The organism is Streptomyces sp. LZ34 (assembly GCF_053890475.1).
On sequence record NZ_CM132680.1, the window covers coordinates 11,093,764 to 11,105,497 of the forward strand.

Annotated in this window: 9 protein-coding genes and 2 pseudogenes; 6 read left to right on the forward strand and 5 right to left on the reverse strand. The window is 67.1% G+C overall.

Annotated features, from left to right (window positions below):
* Window positions 1-265: 265 nt before the first annotated feature.
* Window positions 266-988 (reverse strand): hypothetical protein, encoded by a 723-nt coding sequence (locus ACWY4P_RS47830; RefSeq protein ID WP_456207063.1) that lies wholly within the window; start codon window positions 986-988, stop codon window positions 266-268.
* 377 nt (window positions 989-1,365) lie between these two features.
* Between ACWY4P_RS47830 and ACWY4P_RS47835 the strand changes: the two genes are divergently transcribed.
* From ACWY4P_RS47835 to ACWY4P_RS47845, 3 genes are all read left to right on the forward strand, one after another.
* Window positions 1,366-1,944: a carboxymuconolactone decarboxylase family protein gene (locus ACWY4P_RS47835; RefSeq protein WP_456213087.1), complete on the forward strand. Its 579-nt coding sequence runs from the start codon at window positions 1,366-1,368 to the stop codon at window positions 1,942-1,944.
* Complete coding sequence (locus ACWY4P_RS47840; RefSeq protein WP_456203233.1) at window positions 1,941-2,807, forward strand: RNA polymerase sigma-70 factor; 867 nt, start codon at window positions 1,941-1,943, stop codon at window positions 2,805-2,807. The genes ACWY4P_RS47835 and ACWY4P_RS47840 overlap by 4 nt, the downstream gene beginning before the upstream one ends.
* A gap of 239 nt (window positions 2,808-3,046) precedes the next feature.
* Window positions 3,047-3,433: an ester cyclase gene (locus ACWY4P_RS47845; protein ID WP_456207064.1), complete on the forward strand. Its 387-nt coding sequence runs from the start codon at window positions 3,047-3,049 to the stop codon at window positions 3,431-3,433.
* Window positions 3,434-3,765: 332 nt separating this feature from the next.
* Here ACWY4P_RS47845 and ACWY4P_RS47850 read toward each other — a convergent pair.
* A pseudogene (locus ACWY4P_RS47850) lies at window positions 3,766-3,968 on the reverse strand (helix-turn-helix domain-containing protein); the annotation flags it as partial.
* Window positions 3,969-4,039: 71 nt separating this feature from the next.
* Window positions 4,040-4,822, reverse strand: a complete 783-nt coding sequence (gene map, locus ACWY4P_RS47855) for a type I methionyl aminopeptidase (RefSeq protein ID WP_456207065.1) — start codon at window positions 4,820-4,822, stop codon at window positions 4,040-4,042.
* A 66-nt stretch (window positions 4,823-4,888) separates the two neighbouring features.
* On the opposite strand from map, the gene ACWY4P_RS47860 reads away from it, so the two are divergent.
* The 3 genes from ACWY4P_RS47860 to ACWY4P_RS47870 all read left to right on the forward strand — a co-directional run bounded on the left by ACWY4P_RS47860 (window position 4,889) and on the right by ACWY4P_RS47870 (window position 6,899).
* On the forward strand, window positions 4,889-5,191 hold the full coding sequence (locus tag ACWY4P_RS47860; protein ID WP_456207066.1) for a helix-turn-helix domain-containing protein: 303 nt from the start codon (window positions 4,889-4,891) through the stop codon (window positions 5,189-5,191).
* A 115-nt stretch (window positions 5,192-5,306) separates the two neighbouring features.
* Complete coding sequence (locus tag ACWY4P_RS47865) at window positions 5,307-5,954, forward strand: class I SAM-dependent methyltransferase (protein ID WP_456207067.1); 648 nt, start codon at window positions 5,307-5,309, stop codon at window positions 5,952-5,954.
* A 327-nt stretch (window positions 5,955-6,281) separates the two neighbouring features.
* Window positions 6,282-6,899 carry an SUKH-4 family immunity protein gene (locus tag ACWY4P_RS47870; RefSeq protein ID WP_456207068.1) on the forward strand — a complete coding sequence of 206 codons (618 nt, stop codon included), beginning with the start codon at window positions 6,282-6,284 and terminating at the stop codon, window positions 6,897-6,899.
* A 129-nt stretch (window positions 6,900-7,028) separates the two neighbouring features.
* On the opposite strand, the pseudogene ACWY4P_RS47875 reads toward ACWY4P_RS47870, so the two are convergent.
* Both ACWY4P_RS47875 and ACWY4P_RS47880 read right to left on the reverse strand, forming a co-directional pair.
* A pseudogene (locus tag ACWY4P_RS47875) lies at window positions 7,029-7,689 on the reverse strand (IS5 family transposase).
* Between the two features lie 80 nt (window positions 7,690-7,769).
* A complete protein-coding gene (locus ACWY4P_RS47880) occupies window positions 7,770-11,552 on the reverse strand; it encodes an nSTAND1 domain-containing NTPase (RefSeq protein ID WP_456207069.1) in 3,783 nt (1,260 codons plus the stop codon).
* Between the last annotated feature and the right edge of the window lie 182 nt (window positions 11,553-11,734).

An 11,734-nucleotide genomic window follows, 5' to 3' on the forward strand; every position in this document is an offset into this window, starting at 1 on the left:
GGCGCTGCCCCCGTCAGGCCGCAGATTTCTGAGCTCTTCGGCCGCGTTCGTGCCGGCCGGCGGTGATCACGGCCCTGTCTCCGACGCGGCGATGCAGACGGCAACGGCCGGGTAGGGCGCATTCCTGCCACAGGCGGGAGTGCGGAGCGGCGCGTGAGGCAGAGCTGTGCCGTTCAGAAACCCATCGCTGCTGGTCAGGCCGCGTAGCTGTGCTCATTGATGAGGCGTGGCGGGGTGCTTGTGCCGCGCACGCCCAACGTGAGGGTCAGGTTGTGTGGTTGCTGCCCTGTCCAGTGTGCGGTGGGGTGAGCGGTGACGCCGGCCTGCCCAGCGGATAGCCGATCTCCGTGATGTCCCCCGCGAGGTCGGCCAGTGTGACCTCTGCGTTCAACGCGCTGACCACCCCTTCGGTCAGTGGACGTGAGGAAAAGACGTGACGAACGGCCTCCAAGTCGATCGGGACCTCGTAGTAGTCCGCAGCCCACCGCTGAAACGCTTCTGCCGAGCGGTCCACCAGCAGGGGGAACAAGGACCCGGCGCCGTCCGGATCTCCCGTGGTCTCCTCGGGGAAGTCGATTGTCCCCGTCTTCCAGTCGTTGTCTCCCTGCTCCCGCCACATACACGCAGTGATGACAGGCATCCCGTCTTCGTCCGAGAACGCGGGCTCCTCAACACACGACCGGAAGACTTCGGGAACATCATCGAGCACGCCGGGCCATGGCCCGTCCTGTGCATAGGGGCTCATGGGTGATTCGTGAGCGAACCCACGGACATAGGTGCCTGCGGCAGAGAAAACGATCGAGTACTCGTCGCCCGACCCGTTACGCATCGAGGCCATCGACTCCGTCTCGGACCAATGGCCATCGAAGGAGTAGCAGCGGTCCGCCCACTCGGGATTCAGCACCGCCTCCAGCATCGCCATGGAACGGCAGTGATCTTGGAGGACGGCTATCTCGGGCAGCCGCCGAGCAACGTCATGAACGGTCACGCACACATCCAAGCGCATGCCCCTGACACCAGCCGCCGAATGATGGAGCCCATCGGCCAATGCTCGGCGGAGTTCCCGTCAAGGTTCACCAAGGTCGTCCAGGCTCGGAGCCGCGCCCGGATCTTGTGCCGCTCGAAAAGCCATCGCTGCATGTCATGCCGCGACTACGCCGGACACTACAACGGGCATCGACCGCATCAGGCCCGAGGGCAAAAACGCCGTTTGCTGTCACGTGAGTTGACGCTTGTGGCGGTGGGCCGTCTGAGCGGCCGCGGGCCTGTGCGCGCTGACGATCTGTGTGCGGTTTCGGTGGTTGTCACATTCGCGGGCCCGGCGGTGTCTTCATGCCAAACACGCACACGTACACGGAGGACACCATGGCGCTACGCGTCCCGAAGGCCGAGCTCCCCACCGAGCTCAGCGAAAACATGATCAAGCAGCTCGGTGCCGTGCCCGAGCCCGTCGAGGTGGTGTTCAACAACCCCGACGTCGCCACGGACAACCTGGAGTTCTCGGCCAAGCTGGCCGAGTGGAACGCGGCCGACGCGAGTCTCAAGTCGTTCGCGCACATGGCCGTCGCGGCGCAGGTCGGCTGCAGTTGGTGCCTCGACGTCGGCTACTTCCAGGCGCTGAACCAGAACCTGGACCTGGCCAAGGCGAGCCAGGTGCCGCGCTGGCGGGAGTCGGAGGTGTTCACCCCGCTGGAGCGGGATGTCCTGGAGTACGCCGAGGCCATGACGAACACGCCGCCGACCGTCACCGACGAGCTGTACGCGAGCCTGCTCGACCGGCTCGGCCCGGCGGCGATGGTCGAGCTCACCGCGTACATCGCCTTCGTCAACATGGCGACCAGGAACAACAACGCGAACGGAGTCACGTCGCAGGGCTACTCCGATGCCTGCGAGATACCGCTCGCCGCGCGTCCTGAGACGTCCCGCGTAGCGTCGACGGCATGACCGAGGACCCGTTCGTCGCCCACCGCAGCCTGCTGTTCACCGTCGCCTACGAGATGCTCGGCTCGGCGGCCGACGCGGAGGACGTGCTGCAGGAATCCTGGCTGCGGTGGGCCGACGTCGACCACGCACAGGTGCGCGACCCACGGGCATACCTCATCCGGACCGTCACCCGGCAAGCGCTCAACCGCCTGCGAACCCTCTCACGCAGCCGCGAGGAATACGTAGGCGAGTGGCTGCCGGAACCGCTGCTGACCAGCCCCGATGTCGCCGAGGACATCGAACTCGCGGAGAGCGTCTCGATCGCGATGCTGACCGTGCTGGAAACACTCGGCCCGGCAGAACGGGCCGTGTTCGTACTCCGCGAGGTCTTCGAACTACCCTACGGCGAGATCGCCGAAGCCATCGGAAAATCCACGGCCACGGTACGCCAGATCGCCCGGCGGGCACGCGAGCATGTGGCGGCCCGACGCCCCCGGGTACGGGTGAGCCGGTCGGAACAACAGGCCGTGGTGGAGCGGTTCCTGATCGCGCTGCGCACCGGGCAGTTGCAGGAGCTGATGGAGATCATGGCACCCGACGTGGTCCTGATCGCCGATGGCGGCGGGCTTGTGGCCGCCGCTCTGGCTCCGATCCACGGGGCCGAACTGGTGGCGCCGCTGCTGGCGCGCGCGAACCGGGTGGTGACCGCGCTCGAGACGACGACCGTATGGCTCAACGGCGAGCCTGCGGGCCGGATCGCCTTCGACGGCGAACCGGCCGCCGTGAGCCTCGCGGTGGAGAACGGGCAGGTCACCCGGATCTACGTGGTGCGAAACCCACAGAAGCTGACACGACTGGACGAACCGGCCGAACTCGCCAGATAAGCCCGTCGCTGTTCCGGCGTCGTGAGTGTTCCGGGCGGTTCCAACCGCCCGGAACACTCACGGCCGCACAGTGGTCAGTCGCCGACCCGCCCCAGACGGGCTGCCGTACACCGGAAGCCAAGTCCCACACTCTGAGCAGCGATAACCACCTGACTGCTCAGGCCACCCCGACGAGGAGCCACATGTCGACATTCCCGGCAACAAGCAACAAAACGATGTTCAGCCGCTTGCATGACGCCATGAACACCGGCGATGCAGAGGTCATCTCGAAGACTATCGACGAGGTCGTCGCGCCGGACGTGCTGTTCCACGCGCCAGTACCGCTGGGTGCGACGGGAGCGCAGGCACTCAAGCAAGTGTGGGCGGTGCTCCTTCGCGCGTTCCCCGACCTTCACGTTGCGGTCGAGGATGTGATCGCCGAGGGGGACAAGGTCGTCTTCAGAAACACGGTTACCGGGACCCACCAGGGCGAGTACAGGGACCTCCCGCCAACCGGCAAGTCCGTCAGGTACAGCGAGATCTTCATCTTCCGCTTCGCGGGCGGTCGAATCGCTGAGATCTGGGGGGTCGTCGACGTCTTCTCTCAGATGCGGCAGCTCGGCGTGATTCCCCGAGGCTCTTCATGACCACAGCAGCGGAGCGCCTGGTGACGGCCATCGGGTGACTCGCGGATGTCCACATGAATGAGGCTTGTGGGGAACAGGACCGTGTCCTATGAGGTGAGGCGGAATTGAGGGATTGCCGAGGATCGGCATGCCGAGGTCGACCAGTTGTGGGCGGCCGTCGGTGGGGGTGGGTTCGAGGCTGTTGAGCTTGGCCATCGCAGCGTCGTCTGACCGATAGCAGCGGGCGTAGGTCCATCCGTCGGCCATGGTGCGGTGGAAGCGCTCGATCTCGCCACGCCGCGATCAGCAGCCCTGGGGCCGTCCGGCCTAGCGCCACCCGCCGCCGTCGGGAATGTTTCCAACGGCGAGGACTTGGACCGCGACGACCGATCGTGCATGGGCTCGCCGGCGAGGTAGCGGTCGGACCACCGTTCACGGTGGGCCGGGACACCTGGAAGCGGGACGCGACCTCGCTGATAGGCCACCCGTCGTCGACGACGAGACGAGCGATGGTGAGACGGTGTCGGGGAGTCAGGGCGCCGTTGACGTGAGACATTGGCAGCCTCTCATTTCACCAACGATTCGCGGTGAAGTGCTTGGAGCGGAGGGAAACGGGTCGCTCCGACCTCACGGCTGCACCTGCTTGGGCAAGGTGAGGATTTCGGCTCCGTCGTTGGTGATGGCGATCGTGTGCTCACTGTGCGCTGTCCGGCAGCCTGTCGCGCTTCGGAGGGTCCAGCCATCGGCATCGGTGACGAGCTCGGCGGTGTCCGCCATGACCCACGGCTCCAAAGCCAGCATCAGCCCAGGGCGCAGTTTGTATCCACGGCCGGGCCGTCCGGTGTTCGACACGTGCGGGTCCTGGTGCATCGTTGATCCGATGCCATGACCTCCGAACTCGGTGTTGATCGGGTACCCCGCCTCGCTGAGGACGGAGCCGATGGCATGGGAGATGTCACCGATGCGAGCTCCGGGGCCGGCCGCGGCTATCCCTGCGTACAGCGCGCGTTCGGTCGCGTTGATCATCGCGACGCTCTCCGGGGGCTTTGAGCCGCCCACGATGAAGCTGATGGCGGAGTCTGCGGCGACTCCGTTTTTGGAGACGGCGAGGTCGAGCGTCAGCAGGTCGCCGTCGGCAAGCGTGTAGTCGTATGGCAGTCCGTGGAGCACGGCGTCGTTGACGGCCGTGCAGATGTAGTGGCCGAACGGCCCGCGTCCGAAGGACGGCTCGTAGTCGACGTAGCAGGACTGCGCTCCAGCCTCGATGATCATGGTCTCGGCCCACCGATCGATGTCCAGGAGGCTCGTGCCGACCGTGCTACGGCTCTTCAGTGTCTGCAAAATGTCAGCGACCAGGGCGCCTGTGTCCTTTGCTCGGGCCAGTTCGGTGGGGTTCAGGATCTCGATCATGCGGCGCCCTTCTTGCGCTACCAATAACTATCCCGGCCATACTATACCGGTACTATAATCGGAGTCATGGTCAGGTTGCCGCTCACTCCCGCAGAGGTCGAGCGCGGGCAGCGCCTCGGCGCCCTCCTACGTCGGGCCAGGGGGGAGCGCTCGATGCTCGATACCGCGCTGGATGCAGGTGTCTCACCAGAAACCCTTCGGAAGATCGAGTCTGGTCGCGTAGCCACCCCTGCCTTCCCGACCATCGCGGCGATCGCCGATGTCCTCAGCCTTTCCCTCGATGAAGTGTGGGCCGAGATCAACCAGCCTGACGGCGAGGTCGAACCCACAAGAGCAGGTCGCAACGCACGCGAGCGGTTGGCCTCGTGAGTCTCGGGCCCGCAGCTCCGTTGCAGGTGCCGACGGCAGAGATCCCGTGGGCGCGGTGCTCAGTCAGTGTCCCCGGTCGGTACAACCAGCGATACCAGCGACTACTGTTGCGAGCATGGTCGAACACGATGCCCTGAGCGTCACCCGCGAGGCTTACGACGCTGCTGCCCTCACCTATGCGCAGCTGTTCCGCGACACGCTGCGTGACAGTCCCCTGGATCGCGCGATCTTGGGTGCCTTCGCCGAGGTCGTCAGTGCGAGTGGGGACGGTCAGGTCGCGGACCTGGGGTGTGGGCCTGGCCATATCACTGCTTATCTGGACGAGCTGGGGCTGGCGGCGTTTGGTGTTGATGCCTCTCCTGCGATGATCAAGTTGGCCCGGCAGGCCTGTCCGGGCCTGCGGTTCGACGTGGGCTCGATGGCCGCGTTGAACATCGCTGACGGTGTGCTGGGCGGCGTACTCTCACGTTGGTCCATCATCCACACTCCGCCGCAGGAACTCCCCGTCATCCTGGCGGAGTTCCATCGTGTGCTGGCGCCGGGCGGCCACCTTCTGGTCGGCTTTTCGGCAAGCGATGATCCGACTCACCCGACGCAGGTCTTCGATCACAAAGTCGCGCCGGCCTATCGGTGGTGGCCTGATCACCTCGCCGCGATGCTGCGCAAGTCCGGGTTGGCCGAAGTGGCCCGGATGGTTCGCGAGCCTCAGCCCACCGACCACAGGCAGTTCCAGGAGATTCAACTGCTCGCACGCAAAGCCTAAGCAGGGACTGTCTTGTCGAACACGTGACCGCGTCCAGCCTGCCGGACGGGGAGCCGTCAGGCTCCAGGCTGCTGGACGCCGTTTCTGATGGCGGCACACCGCACACGACCGACTGGTTCGTTCAGGGGGGCATGCTGCTCGCTGGTCGGAGATGTGGAACTCCTCGCCCTCGGACCACAAGTTCGTTCCGTAAGAGGGCGGGTGAGCGGGCGGGGCGGAATCGGAGTCGCCGGAAGCGCCTCGATCCGCAACGCTGTTGTTGTGACCGCTTCCACCCACTGAGAGTCCCACGGCGCCCGTACCGCCGCGGAGTTCGGAGTTCCGGCAGTGCTATTCGACGTCACCCGCAGCGAACTCGCCGACATCTTCGGCGAGGACCGGATCGCGACCCTGCCCGCCACCGCCTTCCCGCCCTCCACCGCGGACACCGAGGGCGCCCGCCTCCTGCAGACCGTCGGCGTCCCCACCGGGACGCTCCGGCTGCGTGAGCCCGACGAGGACACCGGCCGGCTGCCCCTCGTCCAGGACGTCGCCGACGCCGACGACTTCGACGACGCCTCGGAGGACGCGGGCGAATGGCCCGTCATCGGCTGGCTGCTCAACGCCCACCTCGCCCTCGACCCCGGTTCCGGCAAGGTGCACGCCTTCGACGCCGACGAGGAGACCGTGCAGGAACTCCACACGGACGTCTCCTCCCTCGTCCAGGTCACCCTCCGGTTCCAGTGCCTGCTCGAGGAGTTCACCTTCAGCGGCGACGACGGCGACGAGGAAGCCGACTTCGAGCGCCTGGAGCGCGAGGTCGAGCGTATCCGTCGGGAGACGAGCAGCATTGACCCGCTCCCCTTCCAGGACGACGAGACCGTCTGGTCGGTGGTCGGCGAGGAGATCGCCGCGGGCCAGCGCTTCAAGGGCAACAGTCCGGGAGCCCGCTCGCTCTACGGGTGATCGCCGGCCGATGCCGCCCACGCACCGCGCGGTCTGCGCGGTACGCAGGCCGCCTTCCTGCGGACCGGTCTCCTCTTCGACCTGCCCGACCAGCTCCCCACTCCGCCTGGCCCCGGCCTGGTAGGCGCGTCATGCACGAGACGCTGCTCCATTGATCAGACGCCGGTGGCAGATCAGGGCTGCCGCGATGCCGACGAAGGCGAGGAAGTGCTCAGCCTTTCGCTCGTAGCGGCGGTGGAGCCGACGGCAGCCCGCCAGCCAGGACACCGTCCTCTCGACGACCCAACGGTGCCGGCCGAGATGGTGTGAAGACTCGAGCCCTTGCGGGCGACGCGGTGGCGGATGCCGCGCCGACGGAGCCATCGACGCAGATGGGCGTAGTCGTAGCCCTTGTCAGCGTGCAGTTGTGCTGGGCGTCGGCGTCGCGGTCCCCGCCGTGAGCGAATGGGTGGAATGCCGCGGACGAGAGGCTCCAGGCCCTGACTGTCGTGCATGTTGGCGCCGGAGATACCCAGAGAAAGAGGGAGCCCGTTCCCGTCGGTGATCAATGGAGTCGGCCACATACGCGAGCCCGGCTCCACTGGGCGAAGCGTCGATAGACCGTCTGCCAGCACGGCCCGAACACCGGTGGGAGCTGCCGCCAGGTGCAGCCCGAGGTGGCCACGAAGATGATCGCGGCCAGGGCCTCGCGATCATCGGCCCTACGCCGACCGCCACCTTGCGGACGCTTCACCTCTGTCGGTGGCACCACCCGCCGGAACAGCACCCATAACTCATCGTTCCTGAGCAGATCAGCCGTTGATCACGACTTCCAGGGGACCTTGTCATGGTCACCGGTCATCGCGACATCCCGGTTGTGGAGACACCGGCTCAGCAGGTTCGGTGATACGACACGTCAGGAATGAGCGCATGCCAATCCGCCGCTGACAGCGGGTCTCCGGTTCGGCGGCAGACGTCCTCCGCCAGGCGCTGTGGAGCGATCGGGTACGTGTACAGCGGGACATGTGCGCCAGCGGCATACAGAGTGTTGCCGTCCCGGCTGAAGGCCAGGGACAGGATGGTGTCGCCCTGGGTCGGCAGGGTCGGACCGAGCTGCAGGTGGGACTCGGTGTCCCAGAGCTGTACCGTGCCGTCCTCGCCGGCCGCGGCCAGGACGCGCCCATTTCGGGAGAACGCGAGAGCTGAGACGTATTCCGCCTCCGTGCTCCGGGACATGCTCGTGGACGTTCCCGCGAAGGCCGCGAGACGGCGCCGCGTACGCCCATTCCACAGGGTGATCTGGTCGAATCGATTGCCTGATGCCAGCAACCGGCCATCGGCACTCGATGCCACGGCTCTGAGTACACCCTCCTCGAGCGGAAGCCGGCTCACCCGGCCTGTTTCCAGATCGGCAATGGTGCCGTCCGAGATGACCACGCGGCGCCCGCCGGACAGGAAGGCGAGGATGTTCGGATGGCCGCCCTGCAGAACCTTGGTTCTGACACGGCGGTGGACGTCCCAGAGTTCGATTCGCGTTGACGGCTCCGACGCCAGAAACCAGGAGACGAGCAAGGTCTTGCCGTCAGGGCTGAGTGCGATGTCCGCAGGGCCGGTGCCGCCTCCCTCAGGTGGCACCAGAGCGATGATGGTCCTCTCGTCGGGTGCCGCGACATCGAAGAGCGTGACGTCCTGCCGATGACGGGCTTTGTCCGGGGTGGACACGCTGACTGCGAACGTTCGGCCGTCTCGGGTGAAGGCCGCGTAGCTCACGCATGTGCGCCGTTTGCCTCGCGTGCGGGGTGAAATGCCCTTGGAGCAGGGCACATCGGGTAGAGCTGCCGGGAACGTGCCACGGTGCCTGCCCCGCAATCGGAAGAACTGCCTGCCATCACGCCGGCTCGTGGCGCTGAGGGTGCGCCCGTCCGAGCTGAACGCCGCCGTCAGAAACGGCTCTTCGCGCCAGCCGGTGCCGGCGATGCCACCCAGGTACAGGGATCGCACCACGGTTCCCGAGGTGCCACCCAGATAGCGAAGCACTCCACGTTCCAGGTCCAGCCTGAGGTGCGTCGCGGTCTCCTTCGGCAGCTGGTACCGGAAGACCGGACGGGCCGGCGCTGCGACGCGCCACAGCAGAATCTCGTCCTTGTCGGCTGCCGCGAGAAATTCCGCGTCCTCGCTGAACTCCGGCTGGGACAAGCCTGATTCTCTGACGCTCAAGCGTTCACGTCCGGTGGAGACATCCCACATACGAACGCCCTCGTCGGTCGTGACGGCCAGGTTCCGGCTGTCCGGGGTGAACCGCATGTGGCGTACGTCGCCCTGGCTGCCGCCGCACACCCCCGGCTTCGCCAGGCCCCGGCGCAAGGGCAGCTTTCGGCGCTTGGCCACGTCCCAGATCTCCGGCGAGCCGCCCGGTGGGCACAGCGCCAGCAGGCGATCGTTCCTGCTGACGGCCGTACGGCGCAGCGCCTGGGCACGTTCCGAGTTCCTCCTGATCAGTAGCCCTCGGCCATCGGCACTCCACACCTCCAGTGTCGAGCGGTTGCCTTCGTAGGAGTCGCTCACGACTACGCTTCGCCCGCTGTCCCCGAACCTGCTGTCGGCCATGACTGATCCGACACTGGTGCCCAGCGCTCGCCTTTTGCGGAGATCCCACAGTCGCGCTCCCTGCGGGGTCATCAGGATGGCCCTGCGCCCGTCCGGGCTGACATCCTCCGTATCCATGATCTGGTTGTAGGCAGCCACCTGCCGGTGTGTGTCCACCTCCCGCTGCACGATCCGGCCCTCTCCGACGGTGGTCAGCGTGCGGCCATGGCGATCGAGGAACCGTGCGGCGCCAGGGTCGGGAAAGGGGTCGCTATCGGTGTTCTGCTCCGTCTGGAAGGCGGCGCGCAGGAGGGAGGAACGCGTTTCCGGCACATCGGCTGTCCTCCACGCGGCCACGCTGAGCCTCATGGCAGCCATCGGGTCCGACTGACGCAGGTTCTCCGCCAGAGCGGCCGTGCTACGAGCCACTGCCTCGGCCCGTCGCTGATCGCGAGCGTGGCTCTGCTGCCAGGCGACCGCACCCGCCACCAGGACCAGGACGACCAGCAGGGCGAGGGCTCCTCGGAACGCCCGCAGACGCCTGCGTTCATATGTGTGATGGCGTGAGCCGGCGGTCAGGAAAGACCACTCGGTGGCGGTGAGTTCACCGTGCGGCCCCCCAGCGGAGAATGCCTCTTCGGCCGCCGCCAAGCGCGCGCCCCGGTACAGGGCCCCTGGGTCACGGTTGAGATCCTGCCATGCGCGGGCATCCTCCGTCAGACGCCGGTGCAGGCGCAGTCGGTCACGGTCGGACTCGATCCACCGGTGGAGCCGCGGCCATGCGGTGATCAGTGCTTCGTGAGCGAGGTCGACGGTGTTCGAGGACAGAGTGATCAGACGGGCGCGGGCCATGCGCTCGAGCACAAACCCGGCGTCCTCGGGACGGCCGGTGTCAAGTTCGGCCCGCTCGGCAGGCCGACGGGCGTCCTTGGCCTCCTCACCAGGGCTGATCAGGCGCAGCAGGATCCAGCGGGCCAGTTCCGCCTGCTCCACCGTGAGCTGGGCGTAGCAGTCCTCCGCCGTTTTGGCGACCGCGCCATGGAGGCCGCCCGCGGCGCCGTACGCCTCCACGGTCAACGAGCGGCCACGGCGGCGGGACCAGGTCTCCCGCAGCACATGGGACATCAGCGGCAGCCCGCCGGGCTCGCTCTCGGCCTCACGGACGAGTCGTGTCGTCAGCGCTCGTTCGACGATCAGGCCGACGGCCTGGGCGGGTTTGGCAATGGCCTCGCGCAGCTCACCCGGGGTCATGGGGCGCACCAGCAGATTGGCGTCGTTGACGGCGTCGGCAAGGTGTCGGTGACCCGCGCAGTGACCGTAGAAATCCGCGCGAACCGCGATGATGACGCGCAACCGGCTGCCGGGCTGCCGCGCGGCCAGCAACAAGGCGATGAACCGCGCGCGCTCTGCAACGTCGTGGCAGAGGGTGAACACCTCCTCGAACTGGTCCACGATCACGAGGGTGTCCGCGCCGGTCTCGGCATCGACGGGGGCGAGAAGACGGGCCTGAGCGCGGAAGGGACGCTCCCCGGGAGTCAAGACCCGGATCGCCGCCAACCCCAGGACCGACCCCTGAGCGTCCTGGAGGGCGGGGACCAGACCGGCACGCAGCAAGGAGGACTTGCCGCTGCCGGACGGCCCGAACACCGCTACGAACCGCTCCCGGCGCACCAGGTCCAACAGCTCCCCGGTCAGCTTGTCGCGGCCGAAGAACAGTTCGCTGTCGGCGGTCTCGTACCGGGCCAGCCCCCGGTACGGCGGCTCCACATCGCCGTGGACGTCCTCGGGAAGCCGAGCGGCCTCCTCCTCCGCCGCCTCACGCCATCGTGCCTCCCACGCGTCCGCATCGCCCCCGCATGCCGCCACGTAGGCCAACGCCACGGGCAGGGTCGGCAACTGCTCACCGCCCGCCGCCCGCGACAAGGTGGTGATCGAATAGCCCGCCCGGCGCGCCATGACCCGGTAGGTGATCCCGCCCGACTCGGTCCGCAGCTTCCGCAACTCACATGCGAATCGCTGCACCGGCCCCGCCCCGGGATCCACCGGCACCTCACGACGCCCTGCCACAGCTCTGCCTCCTCCAGCCATCCCGCACCGGGCAGCTGTCAAGCTACGGACTCTCGCTACCTCATCCCCAGCACACGATCAGCCATTGTTCAGCCGCCTGACGCTCCCAACGCCCCTGCACGGTCGGCGTCCGTCCATGACGCGCAAGTCAAAGATCAGTAGGCGAAGTCCGCGAACGTCAAACCATAGTGCGGCTGCGGTGG